At 72.3% G+C, this 23672-nt stretch carries 15 protein-coding genes; 8 read left to right on the top strand and 7 right to left on the bottom strand.

Features of this window, described 5'->3' with window-relative positions:
- The first annotated feature begins 76 nt into the window (after positions 1 to 76).
- The 3 genes from AHOG_RS05010 (at position 77) to AHOG_RS05020 (ending at position 4436) form a co-directional block, all read left to right on the top strand.
- Positions 77 to 1018 carry a LysR family transcriptional regulator gene (locus AHOG_RS05010; protein ID WP_093940298.1) on the top strand — a complete coding sequence of 314 codons (942 nt, stop codon included), beginning with the start codon at positions 77 to 79 and terminating at the stop codon, positions 1016 to 1018.
- A 290-nt stretch (positions 1019 to 1308) separates the two neighbouring features.
- Positions 1309 to 1845: a pyridoxamine 5'-phosphate oxidase family protein gene (locus AHOG_RS05015; protein ID WP_093940299.1), complete on the top strand. Its 537-nt coding sequence runs from the start codon at positions 1309 to 1311 to the stop codon at positions 1843 to 1845.
- Positions 1842 to 4436, top strand: a complete 2595-nt coding sequence (locus AHOG_RS05020) for an excinuclease ABC subunit UvrA (RefSeq protein ID WP_093940300.1) — start codon at positions 1842 to 1844, stop codon at positions 4434 to 4436. Before AHOG_RS05015 ends, AHOG_RS05020 begins: the two co-directional genes overlap by 4 nt.
- Before the next feature lie 372 nt (positions 4437 to 4808).
- On the opposite strand, the gene AHOG_RS05025 is transcribed toward AHOG_RS05020, so the two are convergent.
- The 4 genes from AHOG_RS05025 to AHOG_RS05050 form a co-directional block, all read right to left on the bottom strand.
- Entirely contained in the window at positions 4809 to 6203 is a 1395-nt protein-coding gene (locus AHOG_RS05025) for a glycoside hydrolase family 10 protein (RefSeq protein ID WP_281258075.1), read from the bottom strand.
- Between the two features lie 811 nt (positions 6204 to 7014).
- Positions 7015 to 8445, bottom strand: coding sequence for an aldehyde dehydrogenase family protein (locus AHOG_RS05035; protein ID WP_093940303.1), 1431 nt, complete (start codon positions 8443 to 8445; stop codon positions 7015 to 7017).
- On the bottom strand, positions 8442 to 9986 hold the full coding sequence (locus AHOG_RS05040; protein ID WP_169725810.1) for a GMC family oxidoreductase: 1545 nt from the start codon (positions 9984 to 9986) through the stop codon (positions 8442 to 8444). The genes AHOG_RS05035 and AHOG_RS05040 overlap by 4 nt, the downstream gene beginning before the upstream one ends.
- A gap of 1122 nt (positions 9987 to 11108) precedes the next feature.
- Entirely contained in the window at positions 11109 to 11999 is an 891-nt protein-coding gene (locus AHOG_RS05050) for an NmrA/HSCARG family protein (protein ID WP_093940306.1), read from the bottom strand.
- A 647-nt stretch (positions 12000 to 12646) separates the two neighbouring features.
- Here AHOG_RS05050 and AHOG_RS05055 point away from each other — a divergent pair.
- Complete coding sequence (locus AHOG_RS05055; RefSeq protein ID WP_093940307.1) at positions 12647 to 15613, top strand: 3-keto-alpha-glucoside-1,2-lyase-like domain-containing protein; 2967 nt, start codon at positions 12647 to 12649, stop codon at positions 15611 to 15613.
- Positions 15614 to 15834: 221 nt separating this feature from the next.
- On the opposite strand, the gene AHOG_RS05060 is transcribed toward AHOG_RS05055, so the two are convergent.
- Entirely contained in the window at positions 15835 to 16557 is a 723-nt protein-coding gene (locus AHOG_RS05060; protein WP_093940308.1) for an ABC transporter permease, read from the bottom strand.
- A 45-nt stretch (positions 16558 to 16602) separates the two neighbouring features.
- The gene (locus AHOG_RS05065; protein ID WP_093940309.1) at positions 16603 to 17493 is read right to left on the bottom strand and encodes an ABC transporter ATP-binding protein; all 891 of its coding nucleotides are present in this window, start codon (positions 17491 to 17493) and stop codon (positions 16603 to 16605) included.
- A 389-nt stretch (positions 17494 to 17882) separates the two neighbouring features.
- On the opposite strand from AHOG_RS05065, the gene AHOG_RS05070 reads away from it, so the two are divergent.
- Together AHOG_RS05070 and AHOG_RS05075 are read left to right on the top strand one after the other, a co-directional pair.
- Positions 17883 to 19091, top strand: a complete 1209-nt coding sequence (locus tag AHOG_RS05070; RefSeq protein ID WP_093940310.1) for a sensor histidine kinase — start codon at positions 17883 to 17885, stop codon at positions 19089 to 19091.
- Positions 19088 to 19690 (top strand): response regulator transcription factor, encoded by a 603-nt coding sequence (locus AHOG_RS05075; protein ID WP_093940311.1) that lies wholly within the window; start codon positions 19088 to 19090, stop codon positions 19688 to 19690. The genes AHOG_RS05070 and AHOG_RS05075 overlap by 4 nt, the downstream gene beginning before the upstream one ends.
- A 364-nt stretch (positions 19691 to 20054) precedes the next feature.
- Here the strand turns inward: AHOG_RS05075 and AHOG_RS05080 are convergent, their stop codons facing one another.
- On the bottom strand, positions 20055 to 21614 hold the full coding sequence (locus AHOG_RS05080; RefSeq protein WP_093940312.1) for an MFS transporter: 1560 nt from the start codon (positions 21612 to 21614) through the stop codon (positions 20055 to 20057).
- Between the two features lie 235 nt (positions 21615 to 21849).
- Between AHOG_RS05080 and AHOG_RS05085 the strand changes: the two genes are divergently transcribed.
- Both AHOG_RS05085 and AHOG_RS05090 read left to right on the top strand, forming a co-directional pair.
- The gene (locus tag AHOG_RS05085) at positions 21850 to 22614 is read left to right on the top strand and encodes a TetR/AcrR family transcriptional regulator (protein WP_093940313.1); all 765 of its coding nucleotides are present in this window, start codon (positions 21850 to 21852) and stop codon (positions 22612 to 22614) included.
- Positions 22615 to 22762: 148 nt separating this feature from the next.
- Positions 22763 to 23467 carry an MBL fold metallo-hydrolase gene (locus AHOG_RS05090; protein WP_245856568.1) on the top strand — a complete coding sequence of 235 codons (705 nt, stop codon included), beginning with the start codon at positions 22763 to 22765 and terminating at the stop codon, positions 23465 to 23467.
- The last annotated feature ends 205 nt before the right edge of the window (positions 23468 to 23672 follow it).

A 23672-nucleotide genomic window follows, 5' to 3' on the forward strand; every position in this document is an offset into this window, starting at 1 on the left:
GATCGAGGTATCACACAAGCGAATGTTCTCGACATCAGGCATGCACTCAGCTCATACCTCTCGTTAGGCTGTCGTCGTGGTGGAATGGACGCTGGTAGGCCTGCGCGTCGTCGTCGAGGTCGCACGAACGGGATCGTTCAGCGCGGCTGCCGGGAAGCTGGGGTACACACAGTCGGCGGTGTCACGACAGGTGGCGGTCGCCGAGAAGATCGCTCAGACCCCGCTCTTCGAGCGTCATGCACGGGGCGTCCGCCCGACCCCGGCAGGCGAGGTCCTGGTCCGTCATGCGAGCAGGGTGCTCGACGGCGTCACGACGGCGACCCAGGAGCTCGCGGGCCTGCGCGATCGACTCGCGGGGCGACTCGTCGTCGGCGGCTTCCCCGCGGCTGCCGCGGTGCTGCTGCCCCGTGCCATCGCCAGACTGACGGCGGCCCATCCCGGCTTACGGGTACGGCTCGCCGAGGAGTCGACGCCGTCCCAACTGCTCGCCCTGCGGCGCGGCAGGCTGGAGGTCGCGATCCTCGCCACCGGTGACGGCCTGCCGGAATATGACCTGGCCGGGTTGCGCCGCACCGAGCTGCGCGGCGGACGTCGTGTCGGCGTGGCCGTCGCCGACTCCCATCCCTTCGCCTGTCGCGAGTCCGTCGATCCGGCGGAGCTCGCCGAACAGCCGTGGGTCGTCGGCGCACGGGTGGGCGAGGCACCCGAGTTCGGCACCTGGCCGGGCATCGCCGATCCGGTGATCTCGTTCGCCGCCCGTCACTGGTCCACCCGCCTGGGGCTCGTCGCCGCAGGCCTCGGCATCGCGCTCGTGCCCGCCCTCGCGGCGCAAGCGATGCCGCAGGGCGTGCACTGGATTCCCGTCCGCGACCGCGGCGACGGGCTCGGCCGCACGGTATGGGCCGTGACGAATCCGGAGCCCGGGCCGGCGGCGGTCGCGATGGTCGATGCCGTGGCCGAGGAGCTCGGCTCCCTGGGCGCGGTCCGGGTAAGCGCGGATCGGACGCCGCCGGACTGAACGAGGCCTCGGCGTCGACGGCGATTCGCGCGCTCCAGTGCGGAGTGCTGCGGCCCGGGCGGCCGACGGCTCATGACGCGCGTCGAGCAGCCGTCGGCGGGCGATGCCTGCGACCGAGGTGGTCGGCGGCGCCCGGTCGTTCCCGCCGGCAGCACGCGGCTCGGGAGCGGTGAAGTCGGCGGGGAATCCGGACAGCGCGTGTCAGGAATGGGCGTCAGGATGAGTGCATCGGGCGGCGCCGACGGCGCTCGCCCGTCGTGACCACCACGGAACCGTCTGAGGATGCCGCAATGCGTGAGACACCAGAAGAACTGCGCGATCTCCAGGAGATGCTGACCGCCTCCCTGTCCCGTTCCACCCGGCATCTGCGTTCGATCATCAGCACCGAGCGCACCCTGACCGCCGAGCAGCTCACCCGGGTCCTCACCGGCATGTGCACGCTGGCCCTGTCCACCGTGACGGCGCACGGCGAGCCGAGGATCAGCGCGGTGGACGGGCACTTCCTCCACGGGAGATGGCATTTCGGCACCGATCCCACCGCGGCCAAGGCCCGACATCTCGCCGCCCGGCCCGCCGTGAGCGCCGCCCATCTGCGGGGCGAGGAACTCGGCGTGTTCACCCACGGCACCGTGGAGGTCCTCAATCCGCGGGACGGCGAGCCCGCGGAGGGCTGGTCGGAACTCCTCGCCTACCTCAAGGACTTCTACGGCGACGACACCTTCGACTGGACGGCCGGAGTCGTCTATTACCGACTGAATCCACACTGGATGACCGTGTACGCCGCCGACCTCGCCGCGATCCTCCCGGACGGCGGTGCCCGCGCATGATCGACCTCGGCATCGGCTCCGAGGCCGCGCGGTCTCTTCAGCGTCCCGCCCCGGGTGGTCCGGTGGCCGCGCGGGCGGAGCCGCTGCCGGCCGCCGAGGACGGCAGGCGTGAGTTCATCGAGGTCGTGGGCGCGCGGACCAACAATCTGCGTGACGTCTCGGTGCGCATCCCGAAGGGGAGGCTGGTGGCCTTCACCGGGGTGAGCGGCAGCGGGAAGACCTCGCTGGCGGTCGACACGCTGCACAGCGAGGCGCAACTGCGGTACCTGGAGGGACTGTCGCCGTTCGTGCGGCAGTACATCACCCAGCGCAACCGGCCCCGAGTCGACCGCATCTTCGGGCTCGGCGCGACACTGGCCGTCGACCAGCGCCGAGTGAACCGCAACCCCCGCTCCACGGTCGCGACGATGACGGGCATCGACGGGCACCTGGGGCTGCTGTACTCGCGTCTGCCCGGACTCGGCGCGGCACCCGACGCGACGGGCGCCGACGGCCCGCTGACGACGTCGCACTTCGACCGCGACACGCCGGAGGGCGGCTGCGCGGACTGTCATGGCGTCGGCGGACGCTGGCAGGCCCAGGAGGACCTCGTCATCACCCGCCCCGAACTGCCGCTGTTCGACGGGGCGTCGCACTGGTACGCCAAGTGGCGGTCCGGCGAGCACGGGTTCATCCCGGTGCTCGCGGAGAAGCGGGGAGTGCGGCTGAGCGATCCGTGGCGGTCCCTGCCCGAGGAGTTCCGCCGTTGCGTGCTGTACGGCACGGGCGAGGAGAAGATCGAGGCGACCATCGAGGTGCCGAACCGCAACGAGTCGGCTCGGATGGCCTACACCTCCAGCCAACCGCTGCGTGGTGCGCTCGCCGAGGTCGAGCGGGTCTTCGCCAACGCCCAGACCGCCAACGCCAGGCAGCGCTATCTGCGGTACATGCGCAAGCGGCCCTGCGACGCCTGCGGCGGCAGCGGGTACGGGCGGGCCGCCCGATCCGTGCGGCTGGGCGGGTTCTCCTACCCCGACCTGTCGGCGGCGGCGGTCGGGCAGGTGGGGGAGTGGGCCGCGCGGGTGGCCGCCGAGCTGGACGCGCGGGACCAGCTGGTCGGCGGACCGCTGCTGGCGGACCTTCGCCGTCGACTCGACGTCCTCGAACGGCTCGGCCTGACCCATCTTCAGCTGTCGCGCGGCGCGGCGACGTTGTCGGGCGGCGAACTGCAACGCACCCGACTCGCCGCCCAGCTCAGCACCGAGCTCAGCGACCTCACGTTCGTCCTGGACGAACCGGGGGCGGGCCTGCACCCGGTCGACAAGGCGCACCTGCTCGACATCGCCTTGGAGCTGCGTGCCGCCGGGAACACGGTGCTGCTGGTCGAGCACGATCCCGAGCTGATCGCCCGGGCCGACTGGGTGATCGACCTGGGTCCTGGCGCGGGCAGCCTCGGCGGCGAGGTCCTGGTGTCCGGCACCCCCGCCGACGTGGCGGCCCATCCGGAGTCGCCGACCGGCAGACAGCTGGCCGGGCAGGGCCGCGGACCACGCCGAGTCCGCCGCGAGGTCGGGGACGACACGGGCTGGCTGCGGCTGCACGACCTTCGTGCGCACAACGTGACGGCCGACCTCATCCGCGTCCCCGTCGGCCGGCTCACCTGCCTCACCGGGGTCAGCGGCAGTGGGAAGAGCAGCCTGCTCGGCGCGCTGGCGGCCGGCGTGCAGGCCGCGCTGACCGGCGCGGCGACCGACGTCGTGCGGGCGGTGACGGGCCTGGAGGGATTCGGCTGGGTCGCCGTCGCCGACCAGGAGCCGTTAGGCCGGACGCCCCGGTCCAATCCGGCCACCTACAGCAAGGCGTTCGACGTCGTGCGGCGGCTGTTCGCCGAGACCGACGCGGCCCGCGCGCTCGGTCTCGACGCCTCCTGGTTCAGCTTCAACACCGCCGACGGCGGCCGCTGCCGGACCTGCACCGGCTACGGCCGGAAGCTGGTCGACATGCATTTCCTGCCGGACGTGTGGGTGGTCTGCGATGCGTGTGACGGGCGGCGCTACACACCGGAGGCGCTGCGTGTCAGGTATGCCGGCCTGGCCGTCGACGAGGTGTTGGAGCTGACCGTCGCCGACGCCGCCGACCGGCTCCGCGAGTCTCGGCAGCTCACGGACATCCTGGAGTCCCTGCTGCGGGTCGGCCTCGGCTATCTGCGGCTCGGCCAGAGCGCCACGGAACTCTCCGGCGGGGAGGCGCAGCGGTTGAAGCTGGCCGGCGCGATCCAGCGTGGTGCCACGAGTCGCACGGCGGGACTCGTCGTCCTCGACGAACCGGCGGCAGGACTGCATCCGTCCGACGTCGGGCGGGTGGTGGCGGCGCTCGACGCGCTGGTGGACTCCGGCAACACCGTCGTCGTGGCCGAACACGACATCCCGGTCGCCGCCTCCGCGGACTGGCTGATCGATCTGGGGCCGGGAGCGGGGCCTGCGGGCGGTGCGGTCGTCGCGGCGGGCACCCCCGAGGTCGTCGCGGCGGCGGACACGCCGACGGCGGGCTTCCTTCGTCGGCATGCGGCGGGGCTGCCGCTGCTGCCGTCGAGGGCGGGCACGTCTCGCTGAGCGGGGCTCGAGCGGCGCGGCCGGGCCGCTCAGGGGCTTCGCCGGGGCAGACGCCGTGTCGTGGGGTGCGTCGCCTGGGCCGTCCTCGGGGCGTTCGGGGTGCCACCGACCCGGACACCGGGGGTTCCCGACCCGGACGCCGGGCCGCCCACCGCGCGATGCCCGCCGAAGCTGCCCTGCCGTGCGGCCCTCGGGGCGGACCCCGTCGAGGAGACGGCGGCTCGGGGCCGCCCCGAGCAGGCCCGAAGGCCCGTTCTTCGTGCAGGGAGTCCGGGTGTCTGGTGGCGAGACCCTGCCGCCTCGCCACCAGACTCGAAAGACCGTCGCGTGGTCCGCGTCCCGCTCGACCCGCGCCGGACTGGTCGGTGCCGGTCAGGCGGCGCGGCAGGTCACGCTGGGTCGGTTCCAGTTGCCGCCGTGTCGGATGGTGAAGCCGAACACGTTGCCGTTGCCGTTGGGCCTGGCGGTCATCACCGTGCCGCTGGAGTCCCAGGACGCGCTGATGTTCCAGGTCGCGATGATCTCCTGCGGCCTGGTCACCGTGACGGTGACGACCCAGTTGTTCGTGCCGGACACGGACACCTGCCCGTTGAACCGATCGTTCCACTGTTGACCGTCGGTGTAGGCGGCGGTGCAGCCGCCCGGCTCCGGACCGGGACCCGGGCCGGGGCCGCCCCCGGAGTCGCCGCCGTTGAGCACGTCGAGCACGGCGTGGTACGCGGCCTTCTTGTTGCCCGAGTTGTCGAAGAGCAGCGGGGTGCCCTGGGCACGCCAGGAGTCGCTGTCACGGATGCCCCACACGGTGATGCCGGTGCAGCGGGTGACCGCCATGCACGCCTGCGTGACGCCTCGGTACTGCTCGGCCTGGCTGTTGCCGGAGCCTTCGATGTCCAGCTCGGTGATCTGGACGTCCACTCCGAGGTCGGCGAAGTTCTGGAGGGTGGTGTGGTAGTTGTTCGGCACCGGATTGCCGCTGTTGAAGTGGGCCTGGAAGCCGACGCAGTCGATCGGGACGCCCCGTGACTTGAAGTCCTGCACCATCCGGTAGACGGCCTGGGTCTTGGCGTGTGACCAGTTGTCGGTGTTGTAGTCGTTGTAGCAGAGCTTGGCGCCGGGGTCGGCGGCTCGTGCGGCCCGGAACGCCGCCTCGATCCAGTCGTCGCCGGTGCGTTGCAGGTTGGAGTCACGGCGGGCGCCGGAGGAGCCGTCGGCGAACGCCTCGTTCACCACGTCCCACGAGTGGATGCGGCCCCGGTAGTAGGTCGCCACCTGTGTGACGTGGTTCAGCATGGCCTGGCGCAGGGCGCTGCCGCTCATGTTCTGCATCCACTGCGGCTGCTGGGAGTGCCAGGCCAGTGTGTGTCCTCGGACGTCCTTGCCCTGCTGGATCGCGTGGTTGACGATCTGGTCGGCGTTGCCGTAGGTGAACTGGCCCTGCTGTGGTTCGAGTGCGTCGATCTTCATCTCGTTCTCGGCCGTGACCGAGTCGAACTCGCGGTTCAGGATGCCCATGTAGGTCGAGTCCGACATCCGGTGCGCCGCCACCGCAGCGCCGAAGTAGCGCCCGGTGCGCTGTGCCGCCGCGCCGAGGGTGTCCGCCTGCATGGGCCGGATCGTGTCGTCCGCCTCGGCCGCGATGCGCGTGTCGTCCGCCGCGAGCGCGACGCCGCCTCCGGTCACCGCGGTCATCATTCCGCCGAGCATCAATGTCGCCGCCGCCAACGCCGTGACGGCGATCGGCCGCATCCTGCGTCTCGTTCTGATCATGGCGCTCTCCTTTGAGCAGATCGACGGGGCGACGGCGACGGGAGCTCACCTCACCCCGTAAACGATGTCTAAAGTTTCGGGAAGATCCCGGAAACTGTCAACGGGGAATTTCGAGTGGCGGTGCGTGCCGTCCCGAGTGGGCAGACGCACTAGTCGGGTGCGTCCACCTCGGTCAGTTCGGGCTGGGCTCGCCGGATCAATGACGCCCGGCCGGAGAGCTGCTCTCTCGGAGGTCGCTGTCGGCGGTGCTCGGGGGGCGAGGGACCTCGGACTGCACCGCGAATCGGTTCGAAAGTTTCGAGGCTGCCTGGTCGGACTGCGGGCGGCGCCGTTCTGACATCCGCCCTCGACGCCGACAGGCGCGGGCGGTCCACGTCGAAGGAGGGCTCTCGCCCTCGGCGGGAACCAGGTGCTCGCCGCGCGGCCGGCCCGATCTCCGGCGGACCGGCTCCCCGAGTGGTCTGGAGGCGGTCCACGACCGGCTTCACCTCCGGGCACCTGCGGACCCGCTCCGTGCCGAGCCGCTCTCGGACGGCTACGTCACCGGCCTGCGAGACCTCGCCGGGCTGCCGGCCCGGTCCCTCGCGCACCTCGCGATCAGCCTTCGAGCCGTGCTGCGGCGGGCCTGACCGGTCCGCGGCCCGGGGAGCGGGACGCGATCACGGGGACGGCTCCGCGCCGCAGGCCGGGTCGGGCGTCGTCGGGGTCGTCGGCGTCGTCGGGCGTCGCCCGGGGTGTCACCGCAAGCCCGAGCCCCGGCCGTCCCGCGAGGAGGACCGCCGGGACTCCACACCGGACGTCGATCCCCGGCTCAGCCCACGAACCGGTACCCGCTGAAGAAGGCCGCGCCCTGTCCGAGTCCGGCCTGCCCGAGCCCGCTGAACCCCCACATGCTGCCCACCCGAGAGACGTCGGCCGGGGCTCCCAGCACCGAGTTCAGCGTCACGAGACCGGCCCGCAGGCGCCTGCCGACGGCCCGTGCGGCGTCCCGGTCGGCACTGAACACGTAGCCGCTCAGGCCGTAGGGGTGATCGTTGGCGATGCGGACGGCGTCGTCGACGTCGGCGTAGGTCCGCACCTGGAGCACCGGGCCGAAGATCTCCCCCGTCAGCTCCTCGGCCCCGTCGGTCAGGACGACGGCGGGCCGGACGAAGTGCCCGCCGAGTTCCGGAATCCGCCCGTACCGGTGCACCGGGACGCCTCGGGCCGCATACTCCGCGAGCTGTTCCTCGATGCGACGGCGATGCGGCTCGTTGGCGAGCGGCCCCAGTCCGGTGGCCGGGTCGGCGGCGGCCCCGACGGGCACCGCCGCCAGGGCGCCGCCGAGCGCCGCGACGTACTCCTCGACGCGATCCGCCGGGACGATGAGGCGCCGAGGCCCGACGCACCACTGCCCGTTCAGCATCAGGACGCCCGGCACCAGCTGTTCGACGACGGCCGCGGGCTCGGCGTCGGGCAGCACGACGACCGGATTGTCGCCGGACAGCTCCAGGTCGGCGGGCTTGAGGCCGCGGGCGCAGATCTGAGCGACGGCCCGGCCGCCCTCGACGCCCCCGGTGTAGGAGACGGCCGCGACGCGCTGGTCCTCGGCGAGGGCCGCGCCCACCGCGCGGTCGCCGTGCACGATCTGCACGACCCCCTCGGGAAGCGCGGCCCGCACCGCCGCCGCGAAGGCGCCGGAGAAGTGCGGAGCCCATTCCGACGGCTTGATCACCACCGGGCAGCCGGCGACCAGCGCCTCGGCGGTCTTCAGGATCGCCGTGACGGTCGGCGCGTTCCACGGCAGGAACACCGCGGCGGGACCCCAGGGCAGCTGCCACTGATCGCAGGCGCCGACCGAGGAGGCCTGCTCGACGTGGCCGAATCCCGCCTCGATGCGCACCGCCGCCTGCTCCAGCAGTCCGACCACCGCGCCGATGAGGCCGGTGGTCAGCGTGCGTGGCACACCGCTGTCCAGGCTGTCGGCGTGTCCGAGTTCGTCGACCCGCCCGGCCAGTTCGGCCTGGAGGCCGCGCATCGCCGCCGCCCGCTCCGCCCGGGGCAGCTCCGACCATCCGCCGCCCGCGTGCACGGCGGCGGCGGTCGCCAGCGCCCTCGACACGCTCTCCGACGTGCTGGCACGCTGCGGATACAGCGGCTCTCCGGAGTCCGGATCGGTGAGAAACGGGGTGAGGACGCCCGCCGGAATCGCGATGGTGCCGCCGATCAGCTCCCGGATGGTGCCCGCGTCGAAGTCGGTCATGCGGCGGCCCCCACGTGCATCGAGGCCGCGATCTTCTCGCCGACGAGGATCGCGGTCAGGTTGGTGTTCGCTCGAGTCGCCCACGGGAACACGCTCGCGTCGGCCACTCGCAGGCCTTCGACACCGAGCACCCGCCCCGCCGGGTCGACGACGACCTCCGGATCGTTCGGATCTCCCATCCGGCACGAGCCGCTCGCGTGCACGGTGTCGGTGACGTGCGTGAGCGCGAACTCGGCGAACTCCCGATCCGACATCTCCGTCTCGGGCAGCGTCATCTCCGGGCCGAAGCCCATCGCGACGGCGATCCGCTGGAGTTCCGGCTGACGGGCGACGGCCCGCATCTCGTCGAACACGGCGCGGAACCGGCGCAGGTCGTCCTGGGTCGAGAGCATGTCGAAGTCGACCGTCGGGTCGACCGTCGGGTCGGTGGAGGCGAGCCGGACGGCGCCGGTCGAGGTGACCCGGTTGCCCCAGCCGATCAGCCCGGAGACCGGGACGCCGATGCCCATGGCGCCGGGCAGGGCGATCATCGCGTCGTTGACCTCGTCGCCGACTCCGGTGGTGAAGCGCAGGCAGAGCTGCCCGCGCTCCGGCTGCCCGCGATAGTCCGGCGGTCCGTGCAGCGCGATGAGCAGGACGAGCCCCGGATGGTCCTGGAGGCCGTGTCCGACGGGGAGGTCCACGACGGGGTCGATGCCCAGCCGCCGCAGATCCGCCGCGGGGCCGATGCCGGAGCGCTGGAGGATCGCGGGGGAGTGCACGGCGCCCGCCGACACGACGACCTCCGCCGCCCGGAACTCGGCGACCTCGCCGTCGACGATCGCCCGCACCCCGACGGCTCGCCCGTTCTCCAGCAGCACGCGGTCGACCACGGCGCCGCCGATCACGTGGAGGCCCGGGCGCGACCTGGCCGGTTCGAGATAGGCGTCGTTCGTGGAGACGCGCCGCTCCCCGAGGCTGGTGAACGCATACGGGGACACGCCGGTGGAGCCGGGGGCGTTGTGATCGGGTGCCCAGGGGTGGCCCAGCCGCTCGGCGGCGGTGTCGACGGCGGCCTCGACCGTGGCGAAGTCCTCGCGGCGAGGCCTGCGGACGGGCGTCGGTCCTGTCGAGCCGTGGTAGGGCTCGTCGGGGAAGTCCAGGTCGTTCTCCATGCCGGTCAGCAGCGGAAGGACGTCGTCGTAGCCCCAGCCGGTGCAGCCGGCGGCCGCCCAGCCGTCGAGGTCCGCCACGTCCGCTCGGATCGCGAAGAGCCCGTTGATCGCGGAGCTGCCGCCCACACCGCGTCCCCGGATGTAGGGCAGCGGCGGCTGCGCCGACGACCTCGTGGCCACCAGGTTCGGGAAGGTATGGGTCTGGGCTCGATGGAGGGCCAGCTTGATCTTGCCGGGCTCGATGCTCTGGAGATCGGCGGCCGTCTCGGCGGAGCGGTAGTCCGGGCCCGCCTCGAGGACCAGTACCCGTCGCTGCTCGTCCTCGGTCAGCCTGCTCGCGACCGCCGCTCCCGCCGATCCGGCGCCGACGATGATCGTGTCGTACACGAGGTCTCTCTTTCGGTCGTCTGTCTGCGGCATGAGCGTCCGAGGCGATGGGACGTGCCCGCCGGGCCTCGAATGGCGGCGATTCGGTGCGGGGAGCGGGCGTTCAGTGCGGCCGACGTCGGCAGGGAGCACGCGTCGGGACAGGGCCGGGTGCGACGCCGGTGCCGTCGTCGTCGTGGGGCGCCGTGCCGACGGCGCCGTCGCCCGAGCCCGAGCCCGAGCCCGCGTCGGTGTCGGTGTCGGTGTCGGTCTGCGTGGGAAAGTCGCGGAGTACGCGTGATCCGGTCTCGGCAGGTGCCGCCGAGGACGAGCCGTCGGGCGTGGGACCGCCTTCGCGGCGCGCAGACGCCGTGCCGTCGGGCGCCGTGTCGCGACCGGCCCGCGCCGCCGCGAGGGTGCCGGGACGGCGGTGGAGGCTCCGTCTCGTCGACGCGGCCCGATCGGCCGAGGTGACGTGCATCTGGCGGCTCCTCCCGGACGGGGCCGCACCGGTCGTGCGGTGCGCGCCTCGACGGACAGGAGAAACCGTGCCCTTGCGGCACACTCAACCCGGTGCGGCGCACATCACAGGCGCGCGAGGGCACGTCGATCACCGAGCACGAGCCCGAGGGCGTCCCGGTTCGGTGTCGGCCGGCGATGACGAGCACCGGTGCGACGGCTGCCTGCCTGCGTGGTCTTCCGACCGCACGGCGGGTCGTCAGTGGGGCACGCGTCACCCGTGTGGTCCGGCCTGCCGGGCGGGGCCGTCCCGGGTCGAGTCGCCCGGCGTCGAGCGACGGGCACCCGGGGCATCGCCTGATCTCGACGGGCGGGAACCTAGACGGGCCGGAGATCCTGAAGGGCGGGGTCGCCCGGCGGTTCGTCGGGGACGGCCTGCCAGAGCGGCCTGCCGTGCCCGGCTGTCGAGCCGCATCAGGCGTGCGAGCCGCACCGAGCAGCACGCGGTGCTCGCGGCGCGGCGGGCAGCCGGGCGGGCCCGAGTCAGGCCGCGCCGGCCCGAGTCAGGCCGCGCCGGGCCGGTGGCTCAAGCCGTGCCGGTCGACCCGAGCCGTGCCGGTCGCCGACTCGGGTCGACGCCGCCGCCGGTGATCACGGCGGGCGGGGCCGTTCGAACGGGGTCGGTCAGAACGCGGCTCGTGCCCAGTCGGCGAAGGAGGTCGTCGGCAGGCCGAGTGCCGTGGCGTGGTCGGGATGCGCGGGCAGGGTGACCGCGCTGTAGTACTGCTGCGATCGGGCGAACTCGGGGGGAAGGCCGGCCGCCTCGGCCTCCGACTGGTCGGCGGGCAGGGTGATGGAACGACCGAGGACGTCGGAGAGGATCACGGCCACCTCGCGGTAGGTCAGCCGGTCGCTCGCCAGTTCCAGCTCCACGCCGTCGAACCGCTCCGGGTCGGCGAACGCGGCGGCGGCCGCGGAGCCGATGTCGGCGACGGCGACGAAGGGCTGCGGCACCTCGGGGTCGACGGCGGTCAACACGCGGTCGCGATCGTCGGGGAAGAAGGAGAACTCGCTCAGGAGGTTCTCCATGAACGTGCCCGGCCGCAGGAACGTCGTGCGGCGCAGGGCCGCCTCGCGCACGGCGTGCTCGGCGGCGGCCTTGCTGCGCCAGTAGTGCGTGACGAAGGCGCCCCAGCGTTCGGCGTCGAAGGGCTCGCGGGTTCCCGTTCCGGTGACCGAGGTGTGCACGATCTGCTCGACGCCCGCCTTCGCGGCGGCGCCCGCCAGGTTGGTCGCGTGCCGGACCTCCTGGTCGCCGAGCAGGTCGGCGAGGTTCGGCATCTGCACCGAGAACACGCCCCTGGCTCCCTCCAGCGCGGAGACCAGCGAAGCCGGGTCGTCGAGGTCGCCGGTGACGAGAGTGACGCCGCGCTCGGCCAGGGCTTCCGCCCGCGGCGCGGCGGGGTCGCGGACGAGGGCGCGCACCTGCTGTCCGCTCTGGAGCAGGGCCGTGACGGCGGCCCCGCCCTGCTGGCCGGTGGCCCCGGTGACCAGGACGAATGATGACTCTGACATGTCGACCTCCCGATGGACAATGGAAACGGGGTGGCACCCTGTTTCACTGTGGCACGATATGGGGCGCCACCCCGTTTTGTCCAGGGCGAAACGGCGACCTCCTCCGCTCCGGCTCGGCGAGTCGTCGCGGCGGCGGGCGATCGTGCTCGGTGTGCGGTGGCCGTCTCGGCGGGGTCGCGCGGCTGGTCCGTGTGTTCTCCAGGCGGCGGGCGGCGGGGCGGACGCCGTCGGAGTCGTCCGCGTCGCCATGTCCACCCTGGACGGTCGCGGCATCGACGGGCCGACCGGTCGACCAGAGCCTCGTGGAGAAGCGCCGCCGGGTCATAGAGCCTGGTGAGCGGCGGTGAACCTCGGTGACTCATCGGCCGATCGCGGAATCGCACCCGCCGCCTCCGTCGTGCCGGTGGGGTCGCCGCTCGGGGGCTCGCGCCCGCGATGTCGTCCGCGGATTCTGGCCGTCGCCGACCCGCTGCGCGCCCATGGAATGCGTCCGCGACGCCGATATCCGACCTCTCCGCCGCGCTGCCGCTTTTGCAAATTCGCCGCCGACTTTCGTTGACTTTGATCCGAAAGTCGCCCTTAGCTGAGAGCAACGCGGCCGTTGCGCAGCGGAGCGCGGGCCGCGCCCTGCCCGAGGAGGAAGGCCCATGCGGCTGCCCGTGGCCCTGCTCGCCGTGGTGCTGATGGTCGGGTTCCCAGCCCCGACCATGGCACAGCCCGACATTCCGCCGCAGGAACCGGGGGTGACGATGCGCGTCTTCGACGTGCAGGTCCTCCTGGAGGACTACTGCGTCCTGAAACCGTTCCAGACCCCCAACATCGACAAGCTCATGCCGACGATCGACTGGACGACCGAAGAGGACTTCGGCATCGCCGACCGGTTCGTCACCGAGGTCACCGGCTACCTGCACGTCGACGCCCCCGGCACCTACGACTTCCGTCTCACCAGTGACGACGGCGCCCGACTGTTCTTAGGCGGCACCGAGGTCATCGACCACCCCGGCAGGCACGGTGCGACGCCGAAGGACGGGTCGATCGACCTGACCGAGGGCCCCCACGCCCTGCACATCGACCACTTCGACGGCGACTTCGACCAGCGGCTGCTGCTGGAGTGGCAGCCGCCGGGCGTGGACGGCTTCACGGTGGTGCCCAACTCCGTGCTGAGCACCGACGCGGACGTCACCCGCGTCACCTCGCCCGGTCGCAAGGAGTGCGAGGGCGTCGACGAGTCCCCCGGTGACGGGCTGCCGCTGACCGGCGTGCACCCGAACTACACGCTGCACAACCTTCGTCCCGAGGGCTTCGAGCCGCAGGTCAGCGGCATCGAGTGGCTGCCGGACGACCGGATGGCGATCGCCACCTGGGGTGGCTCGCGCGACAGCGTCCGCGGCGAGGTGTACCTGGTGGACAACGTCGTCGGCGACACCGACCCGTCCGAGGTGACCTACAAGAAGATCGCCGAGGACCTCCAGGAGCCGATGGGCATCAAGTACGTCGACGGCACGCTGTACGTGTCGGAGAAGAACGGCCTGACCGCGCTCATCGACCACGACGGCGACGAGGTGACCGACGAGTACCGCACGGTCGCGACCTGGCCGTTCGGCGGCAACTACCACGAGTTCGCCTTCGGCCTGCTGTACGAGGACGGATACTTCTACGTCAGCCTGGGCATCGCGATGATCCCCGGCGGCTCCACCGCCGACCCGCAGCCCGTGGAGAACCGGGGCACCGCCCTCAAGGTCCACAAGGACACCGGCGAGGTGACCTACCTCGCGGGCGGGCTGCGCACGCCCAACGGCCTCGGCTGGGGCCCGGACGGCGACCTGTTCATCACCGACAACCAGGGCGACTACCTGCCGACGTCGAAGCTGGTGCACGTCAAGCAGGACCGATTCTTCGGCCACCACATGAACCCGGACGGGCCCTACGACGACCAGCCCGCGACCGAACCGGTCCTCTGGCTGCCGCACGGCGAGATCTCCAACTCGCCCACCAATCCGCTGCTGGTGCCGGACGGCGTCTTCGAGGACCAGATGATCTTCGGTGACGTCACCTACGGCGGCATCCAGCGGGCTTACCTGGAAGAGATCGGCGGCGAGTACCAGGGCGCGGTGTTCCGCATGACCCAGGGCCTGGAGGCGGGGACCAGCCGCATCAGCCTGGGCCCGGACGGCGCGATCTACACCGGCGGCATCGGGTCGGAAGGCAACTGGGGCCAGGCGGGCAAGCTTCGGCACGGCCTCCAGAAGCTGACCCTCTCCGGTGACGACGCGTTCGACATCCTCGAGATGCGGGCCGTCGACGGCGGCTTCGAGCTCGAGTACACCCAGCCGTTGTCCGAGGAGACCGCGCAGGATCTCGCGTCGAAGTACGCCGTCGAGCAGTGGCGGTACGTGGCCGCGCCCCGGTACGGCGGTCCGAAGGTCGACGAGGAGACCCTGGAGGCCACCTCGGCGACGCTGTCGGACGACCGGCGGACGGTGACGCTGGCGGTGGACGGTCTGAAGCCGGGCCGCGTCGTGTACGTGCACTCGCCCCGGCCCTTCGCCGACGAGTCCGGCGAGGAGCTGTGGAGCACGGAGGCGTGGTACACGCTCAACACGCTGCCGGACGGCACGACGGCCCCGGCGGAGTACGAGGCGGAGTCCGCCGCGCTGTCGGGCGGCGCCGACTACCACGACGAGCACGCCGGCTACTCGGGTTCCGGCTTCGTCTACCGCATGTGGGACCCGGGCGCGGGCGTCACCTTCGCCGTGGACGCCGGACAGGAGGGCCGCCACGACGTCGCCCTGCGGTACGCCAACGGGCTCAACCCCGATCATCCGAACCCGACGACGAAGTCGGTCAGCCTGTACCTCAACGGTGAGAAGCACAAGCAGGTCTGGCTGCCCCACACCGGGGCGTGGAACCAGTGGGCCGACCACGTCGAGACGCTGCCCCTGCGGGAGGGCGCCAACACCATCGCGTTCGTCCATGACGAGGACGACGAGGGGCATGTCAACTTCGACAAGCTCACCGTCACGCCCTCCGAACGGATCGTCCTCTTCGACGGGACGGACCTGGACGCCTGGGAGGCCGTGGGAGGCGGCGAGGCGACCTGGCCGGTGGCCGACGGCTCCATGGAGTCCTACGGCGGCGACATCCGTACCAGGGAGCGGTTCGGCGACTTCCGGATGCACGCCGAGTGGTACCAGCCGCACTACCCGCCGGAGGTCACCGGGCAGGCCCGAGGCAACAGCGGGGTCTACATCCAGGAGCGCTACGAGATCCAGGTGCTGGAGTCCTTCGGCATCGATCCGCCCGCGGCCGACGACGCGGGCGCGATCTATCTGAAGAAGGCCCCGGACGTGAACGCGGCGACGGAGCCGGGCACGTGGCAGACCTACGACATCGAGTTTCAGGCGGCCCGCTTCGACAGCGATGGTGAGAAGATCGCCGATGCCCGCGTGAGCCTGTGGTGGAACGGCGAGCTGGTGCACGACGACGTCGCGGTGGACGGCCCCACCGGGGCGGGACAGCCGGAGACCCCGGCACAGGGCCCGATCCGGTTGCAGGATCACGGCGATCCCGGGGAGAACCCGAGATTCCGTGACGTCTGGATCGAACGGCTCTGACGCACCCACGGCCCGGCGCGGCGTGCGGCCGGGCGCTCGGCGCGACCGGCGGTGATCGCCGGTCGCGTCGATGGTCGACAGGGGCGGCGTTCGCGTGACACGACGGCAGGCCGAGGCATCGGGCCGGATCGGACGGGTGTCGGACCGGATGGTGATCCGGCGGTGCTGATCCGCCCGGTGCCGATCTGGACGGTGCCGACCCGTACGGGCAGCCCCGCAGGTCACCGCCGCGGCTCCCAGCGGAAGTACATCGCGGCGAGCACGACCGAGATCACCACCCAGGCGGCCGTGGGAGCCAGCAGGAGCAGCGAGTCCGCGGGGGAGGCCCCGCCGTTCCAGCCCGCCACCACCAGTTCGGCGGCCGAGCCGCCGGGCAGCAGCCGCTTGAGCAGTGTGAGCTCCTCGGTGCCGCCGAAGCCGATCCAGCTGGCGAGGGCGATGGTGCCGACGCCGATGGGCAGCGTGGTCACCTGGGCGTGCTCCGGCGAGTTCGTGATCCCGGCCGTGGCCAGGCCCAGCCCGACCATCATGGCCACCACGGCGAGCACGGCCACGACCACGAGCGCGACGTCGGCGGGCGCCCCGGCGACGACGCCCAGCACGATCAGCACCAGCGCGGCCTGGAGCAGCGAGATCACGGTCACCGGGATCAGCAGGCCGGTGAGGATGCCCGCGTCGCCCGTCGCGGTGGAGCGCAGCCGCTTGAGGAAGAGGTTCTGCCGTCGGGAGGCGAGCGTGGTCACGGCCGTGGTGTAGAGCCCGAAGCCTGCGACGTAGAACACCAGCAGCGCGGCGATGACGCCGAGACCGCCGCCCAGCTGCTCGAAGACGTCGTGTTGATAGATGAAGAACGCGGCCATCGCCGCCGGGACGAGGAAGACGGTGAGCAGGACGGAGCGATTGCGGAGGATCTGGATCAGTTCGCCGCGGGCGATCGCGAGCATGAGGGGTGTCCCTTTCTTGAGAGATGCCGTCGATTCGGCGGTCGGTCAGTCGTCGCCGATGGCGCGGAACACGTCGTCGAGCCGGGTCGGCCCGGCCTCGAGTTCCTGGAGCTCCACCGCGTGCTCCCGTGCCCAGCGGAGCAGGAGGTACAGGTCCCGCTGCCGGTCCGGGGTGCGGATGACGAACCGGCCGTCGTCCTCCCGCGCGGCGGGCAGCGGCAGTCGCACCGCGGGTGTCGCGGCGGGCAGGAGGAAGCTGATGACGGACGGCAGCGTCCGCGTCAGCTCGGCGACCGTCCCCTCCTGGTGGAAGGCGCCCCGGTGCATGAGGCCGACGCGGTCGGCCCGCTGCTGGGCCTCTTCCAGATAGTGCGTGGTCAGGACGATGGTGGCGCCCGCGCTTCGCAGCCGGTCCACGGCGGCCCAGAGGTCGTCGCGGGACTGGATGTCCAGCCCCGTGGTCGGCTCGTCGAGGAAGAGCAGCTCGGGTGAGCCGTACACGGCGGTGGCGAAGTCCAGCCGCCGTTTCTCCCCGCCGGAGAGCTGTGACACCGTGGTGGCGGCCTTGCGCGTGAGGCCCACGACGTCGAGCACACGGTCGACGGTGTCGGCGCGGCCGGTGAGGGCGCCGATCAGCCGGACCGACTCTCGCACGGTGAGGTCGGGGGCGAAGCCGCTCTCCTGGAGCATCACGCCCATCCTGGGCCGCACGGCAGGACGGTCTCGCGGGCTCTGCCCGAACACCCGGACGGTGCCGGACGTGGCCTTCCGATGCCCTTCGATCGTCTCCAGCGTGGAGGTCTTCCCCGCGCCGTTGGTGCCGAGCAGCGCGTACAGCTCGCCGCGTCGCACCTGGAACGAGAGATCACGGACGGCGTGGAAGTCGCCGTACTTCAGATTCAGTCGTTCGACCTCGATGACGGGTGTGGTGGTCATGGATCCCAGTCCAGCCGCCTGCGCGCGTTCTCGGCAGTGTGGTGGTGTCATCGCTCGTGATGACATTCCAGCGGGTAGACACGTGACGTGGCGTCACTGGTGGGTGGATGCGAGGCGGTGAATACTCGCGAGCGGCCGTCCTCCGCCGATGCCGGGGCCGTCCGCGCGGGCGCCCGCCGTGCTGGGCGTCGCGGGCCGCGTGCCCCGGTTCCGGCGGGCGACGGCACTGTCCCGATCCGCAGGCGCCTCGGCCGGAGCGACGCCCACCGCCGTCCGGGCCGGATCGGCGGTCGCGGGCGGGCGGCGCGGTCGCGGGCGGGCGGCGCTGTCGCGGCGGCGGATCCGCTCGTCGCGCCGAACAGCCCGCCGAACCGCCCGGAGGAGGTCCGATGACACCGAGCAACGCCGAGCCGCCCTCGGCCGCGGGCCGCCACGGTGGACCGCGGGCCGACCACGTCGACCCGCCTCGACTCAGACTGCGCAGGCTGAACATCGTCGGGATGCTCGTGATCTTCGGACCCGTCGGCGTGCTGATCGTCGCGTTCTTCTCCCAGACGTGGCTGGACGTCGTGATCCTCGGCGCGGGAGCGATCGCTGGCCTGCTGGGCGCCCTCCGGTGGTCGGTGGACGACCTCGACCGCGTCGCCGTCCCCTGCCTGCTCGTCACGGCGGCGGTGTGGTTCTACGGGGCGCTGTTCTCCGACGCCGCCCCCGCCGCCTTCTACGGCCTCACCATCGTCGGGCCGTTGATCGTCTCGGCGCGGCGGCACCGGGCACGGGCCGCCGTCGCCCTGGCGTCCTACGTCGCCGCCGTGGGCGTGGCGCGGGTGGTGATCGCCACGGACGACCTGATCGCCGACCTCATCGGCTACGTCGTCTACCCGACGGGCCTCGTGCTGGCGACGATCGGACTCATGGCCGCGAACCGGCGGTTCTACGAGCTGTTCACGGAGGTGGAGGAGGCGCGGGATCGGGAGGGGGAGATCGCCGTCGCTCGGGAGCGGGCCCGCTTCTCCAGCGAACTGCACGACATCCAGGGCCACACCCTGCACGTGGTGAAGCTCAAGATCGCGCTCGCCAGGAAGCTGATGCGCACCGACGTCGACCGTGCCGAGCAGGAGTTGCGCGAGGTGCACGCGCTGGTCGGCGACACCATCACGCAGACCAGGGAACTGGCCTATGCCCAGCGGCGGCTCAACCTGGCCGCGGAGCTGGAGAACGCGAAGAACCTCTTCGAGGCGGCGGGCATCCGGGTGCGTGTGGTCCGGTCCGCCGACGTCGACGCGCGGGTCGACGAGCTGCTGGGCCAGGTGCTTCGGGAGACGACCACCAACATCCTGCGGCACGCGCAGGCACGGGAGGTGCGGATCACGCTGTCGGAGACGGGGATCGCGATCGTGAACGACGGGGCGTCGGAGGAGTCGCCGCCGCGGCTGCGCGGGCTGGCGACGCTGCGGGACCGGCTCGCGAGCGAGGGCGGCGAGCTGACGGTCGAGCAGGACGGCGCGGTGTTCTCGACGGCCGCCCGTCTCCCGCCGCCGCGTGTCGGCTCGACCGTGCGATCCGCCGTCCCCGATGTCCGGAAGGATGCCCGATGACGTCCGTCGTGCTGGCCGATGACGAGGTGCTGCTGCGCAAGGCGATGGCGGCGCTGCTGCCCCTCGAAGGCGAGATCACCGTCCTCGCGGAGGCGCAGGACGGGGCGGAGGCCGTGGCCGCCACACTGCGGCACCACCCGGATGTGCTGGTCGTCGATCTGGAGATGCCCGGCGTGGACGGGCTGGGCGCGGTCGCCGAGATCCGCCGCGCGCGGCCGGACCAGGTGATCCTGATGCTGACGCGGCATGCCCGGCCCGGCGTGCTGCGCAAGGCGCTGAAACTCGGTGTCCAGGGCTTCGTCAGCAAGTCGGCGGAGCCCGCGCACATCGCCTCGGTCATCGCCGTCCTGCATCAGGGCAGGCGGTGGATCGACCCGGACGTCTCCGCGCTGGCCGTCGTCGACGACTGTCCGCTGACCGACCGCGAGGTCGACGTGCTTCGGGAGACCGGGGACGGATACTCCGCGGTGGACATCGCCGCCAGGCTGCACCTGGCCGAGGGCACGGTGCGCAACTACCTGTCGAACGCGATGCGCAAGACGCAGACGCGAACCCGACACGAGGCGGCGCGGTACGCGCGCGAGCGCAACTGGCTCTGAGGGGCCGCCCGGTCGTGCCGTCCCCGGACGGTGCGGCGTCTCCGTTCGTGCCGGTACGCGCCAGACCCGCCGGGGAGCACGCGAGACGCCTGCCCGAGCGGGCGGACCGCGGTGCCCGGACGGACGCGGCCCCAAGGCGTCCCCGTGCCGCACGACCGGCGGCTCCCGGTGCGGGCGCACACCGAGAGCCGGGCCGTGGTGACGGTGCTGCCGAGCCCGCCGGAGCGGTGCCCGCGGCGTGACGCGGCGCCGACGCGCCCGTGTCCTCGAGGGCGACCCGCCCGTGTCCCCGAGGGCGACGCGCCCGTGTCCCAGGGACGGCGCGCGGGGCTCGGACAGCATGCGGGACTCAGCAGTACGGGACTCAGGAAGGCGTGCGTCGCCTCCCGAGCACGGCGAGGAGGAACGCGCCGGTGGCGATCAGGATGATGCAGGCCAGGCCCGCGTAGGCCTGCAGGCCCAGGCCCACCGCCTGGTGGACGGCGCCCAAGAGCTGCGGGCCCCCCGCGGGCAGGTTCTCGGCGACGGCCACGCCCTCGTGGACGCCTGCCCTGGCGGCCTCGGCGGCGGACTCGGGAACGGCCGCCGGGAGGTCCGAGAGTCCGTGGCGGTAGGCGAGGATCGCGACCATCCCGCCCGCGGCGATGCCCAGCGCGGCGCCCGCCTCGCCGCCGACCTCCTGGGCGGAGACCGCCGAGCCGGTCTTCTCGACGGCGGCGCTGGAGACGATCAGGTCGCTGAGCAGCGCCCCGGCGACACCCTGCCCGAGGCCGACGATCGAGATCGAGGCGACCGACAGGACGAGTGAGACGTCGGAACCGGCGGTCAGGACGAGACAGCAGGCGCCGACGGCGGCGATGAACACGCCCGTCCCCGCGACCACGGCGGGCCGCAGTCGCTCGGCGAGGCCGGGTGCGGTCATGGCTCCGACGATGTTGAGCACGATGTAGGGCAGCGTCCACAGGCCCGCCTGAAGTGGGGACAGCCCGCCGACCCACTGGAGGTACTGGGTGAAGAGGTAGAAGACCCCGGTCACGCTGATGCCCATCATCAGCAGGGTCGTCAGCGAGGCCGCCATGCGCCGGTTCGCCAGCAGAGCCATGTCGAACAGCGGCGAGGCGATCCGTCGTTGTCTGCGGACGAACAGGACCATGATGCCGACGCCCGCGCCGACGCTGAGCAGCGCGGACCACGGCACGCCGCCGGTCTCCGGGCCCGCCGCCAGTTCCTGGAGGCCGTAGACGATCGCCAGCAGCCCGCTCACCGACAGGGCGACGCTGAGCAGGTCGATGGGATCGCGGTTGCGCTCGGTGCGCTCCGGCAGCAGCGTCGTCCCGCCGAGCAGCAGCAGGACGATCGGCGGGACGTTGATGAGGAAGACCGAGCCCCACCAGAAGACCTCCAGCAGCGCCCCGCCGAGCACCGGCCCGACCGCGCCGCCGACGGTGAAGGTGCTGAACATGACGGCGATGGCCAGCCGCCGCTGCCTGTCGTCGCGGAACATGGTGCGGAGCAGGGAGAACAGCGACGGCATCAGGGTGGCACCGGCGATGCCGAGGGCGGCGCGGGCGGCGATGAGCATCGTCGCGCTGGTGGAGAAGGCCGCCACCACGGAGAGCACGCCGAAGGCGGCCGACCCGATCAAGAGCAGCCGCCGGGGGCCCACCCGGTCGCCGAGCCGACCCGCGGTGACGAGGAAGCCCGCGATGAGGAACCCGTAGACGTGGGTGATCCATAACAGCTGGGTGGGGGTCGGGTCCAGGTCGGCGCTGAGGGTCGGCAGGGCGAAGAACAGCACCGTCAGGTCGGTGGACAGCGCCGCCATCGGCAGGGCCAGCAGGATGAGCCCGGCCCATTCTCGTCCGCCTGCCCTGGCGGGCGGCTCGGCTGTCGTCTCGTCGGCGTGCGGGTTCGACACGGTCATCGGTTCGGCTCCTTCTGCCGGGTGCTGCTCGGCGCGTCGATACGGGGTTCGACCGTCCGCGGCCGGGTGCGCGGGCGGCCCCGGCGGCGGCAGGCAGGCGAGTCCTGGCGGGTCGGCGACATGGCGGGCTCCTCCGTAATCCGTTACGTGCCGCAATGTAACCCAAGTGCGGTGGGGTCGAGGCGCGAATTCGTTACAGGTCGATATGTAATGGGCGAGAGGTAGCCTGTCGGCCATGGCCCAGGAGCAGTCGACGGCCCGACAGCGGGCAGCGGAGCGTGCCGAGGCGACCACCGGCGCCGCGGTCAGGCAGGCCGGCCGTCCTCGGGACATGCACATCGACGCCGCCGTGACCGCGGCGACGCTGGAGCTGCTGGCCGAGCGCGGCTATCCGGGAGTCGGCCTCGGCGAGGTCGCCCGCCGCGCCGGGACCTCGCGGCCCGCGATCTACCGGCGATGGCCGGGGCGAGCGGCGCTCGTGCTGGCGGCCGTCGAATCCCGGCTCGACGTGCCCGCGCCGCCGGACACCGGATGCACGCTGTGCGACATCGCCGAGAGCCTCACCCTGTTCCTCGCCGCCTACCGCACCATCCGGCCGGACGCCTACAGCGCGCTGTACGCCGAGTGCCTGCACGATCCCGTCCTGCACCAGCGGTATCTGGGCTCGGTGATCGAGCCGTCCAGGAAGGCCGTGCGCGAGACGCTCCTGCGTGCCGTCGACCGGGGGGACGTGCGCCGGGACGTCGACGTCGATCAACTGGTCGACGTCATCGCGTCCTTCGCCCACTACCGGGCGCTCTTCGGCAGCCATCTCGACGACGAGAGCGCCGAACAGGTCGTCGAGACCCTGCTGCGCGGCGCCGCCGTCGACTACCCCGCCCTCCTGTCCCACAGCGAGGCGCTGGAACGACGACACCTCGCCGCCGACGGCACCCATCAGGTGTCCATCGACGACCCGATGCGCGGCTCGGACCGAGACACGGGCGCGGAACACGTCTGACCACCACGGGGGCGTCGCCGACGCCCCCGGTGAGAACGCGGGAGATCCTGCGCCGCCGCGGCGACGTCCCGCGACGAGGAGTGGACCCGGCCGGGCGGGGTAACCGGCTCCCATGCTCACCAGGAACGTCGCTCCCGGAATCCACTGCGTGACCGAGTCACACGTGAACCTCTACCTCGTCGAGGAGGGCGACCGGGTGTTGCTGGTCGACGCGGGCCTGCCCACGTCGTGGCGGCCGTTGACGGCGGCCCTGACCGAACTGGGCAGACGGCCGCAGGACATCGCGGCACTCGTGCTGACCCACGGGCACTTCGACCACCTGGGGATCGCCGAGCGGCTGCGTACCGAGCTCGGCGTGCCGGTGTACATCCACGAGAACGACGTGCCCCTGACCCGGCGTCCCCGGCAGTACACCCACGCTCGGCCGCTCACCGGCTACCTGTTCCAGCTCGCCGCGCTGCCCATCGTGGCCGGTCTGGTGGCCCGTCGGGCGTGGTGGCCGAAGCCGGTGCGTCACGTCGAACGGATTCGTGAGCAGGGCGTGCTTCCGGTGCCGGGCAGTCCGCGCGTGCTGTTCACCCCGGGGCACACGCTCGGCCACTGCGCGCTGCACTTCCCGGATCGAGACGCGGTCATCGCAGGCGATGCGGTGGTGACGCTCGATCCGTACCGGGGCACCACCGGACCGCAGATCGTCTCCGGCGCCGCGACGGCCGATGAGGACCGGGCGCTCGACTCGCTGCGGGTCATCGCCGAGACGGGCGCGGGCACGATCCTCGTCGGTCACGGCCCGCCGTGGCGTGGCGGTGCGGAGCGGATGGTCGACCTGGCTCGGCGTCGCGGCCCCTCCTGACGACCCGTCATGTCGTCCGGAGGCCTGCCTCGGCGGTGGGCCTCGGCGACACACCACGACAGCGTGCGGCCCGCGGCCCGATCGTCCGCTGTGTGAGGCCGGGCCGGCGCGGCCCGCCCGGTGTCGAGAGATCGGTGTCGAGGAGATCGGCACCCCGCTCGCCCCATGCCGCGGGTGGCCCGCGCTCGACGGGCTCCCGATGGAC

Origin of the sequence: Actinoalloteichus hoggarensis (genome assembly GCF_002234535.1) — a bacterium.
Taxonomy (GTDB): Bacteria; Actinomycetota; Actinomycetes; order Mycobacteriales; family Pseudonocardiaceae; genus Actinoalloteichus_A; species Actinoalloteichus_A hoggarensis.

What these genes read in the sequence shown, in the direction of transcription:
- AHOG_RS05015 (WP_093940299.1), top strand. Translation starts at nt 1,309, where the DNA reads ATGCGTGAGACACCAGAAGAACTGCGCGATCTCCAGGAGATGCTGACC.
- AHOG_RS05020 (WP_093940300.1), top strand. Translation starts at nt 1,842, where the DNA reads ATGATCGACCTCGGCATCGGCTCCGAGGCCGCGCGGTCTCTTCAGCGT.
- AHOG_RS05025 (WP_281258075.1), bottom strand. Translation starts at nt 6,203, where the DNA reads ATGATCAGAACGAGACGCAGGATGCGGCCGATCGCCGTCACGGCGTTG.
- AHOG_RS05035 (WP_093940303.1), bottom strand. Translation starts at nt 8,445, where the DNA reads ATGACCGACTTCGACGCGGGCACCATCCGGGAGCTGATCGGCGGCACC.
- AHOG_RS05050 (WP_093940306.1), bottom strand. Translation starts at nt 11,999, where the DNA reads ATGTCAGAGTCATCATTCGTCCTGGTCACCGGGGCCACCGGCCAGCAG.
- AHOG_RS05055 (WP_093940307.1), top strand. Translation starts at nt 12,647, where the DNA reads ATGCGGCTGCCCGTGGCCCTGCTCGCCGTGGTGCTGATGGTCGGGTTC.
- AHOG_RS05060 (WP_093940308.1), bottom strand. Translation starts at nt 16,557, where the DNA reads ATGCTCGCGATCGCCCGCGGCGAACTGATCCAGATCCTCCGCAATCGC.
- AHOG_RS05065 (WP_093940309.1), bottom strand. Translation starts at nt 17,493, where the DNA reads ATGACCACCACACCCGTCATCGAGGTCGAACGACTGAATCTGAAGTAC.
- AHOG_RS05070 (WP_093940310.1), top strand. Translation starts at nt 17,883, where the DNA reads ATGACACCGAGCAACGCCGAGCCGCCCTCGGCCGCGGGCCGCCACGGT.
- AHOG_RS05075 (WP_093940311.1), top strand. Translation starts at nt 19,088, where the DNA reads ATGACGTCCGTCGTGCTGGCCGATGACGAGGTGCTGCTGCGCAAGGCG.
- AHOG_RS05080 (WP_093940312.1), bottom strand. Translation starts at nt 21,614, where the DNA reads ATGACCGTGTCGAACCCGCACGCCGACGAGACGACAGCCGAGCCGCCC.
- AHOG_RS05085 (WP_093940313.1), top strand. Translation starts at nt 21,850, where the DNA reads ATGGCCCAGGAGCAGTCGACGGCCCGACAGCGGGCAGCGGAGCGTGCC.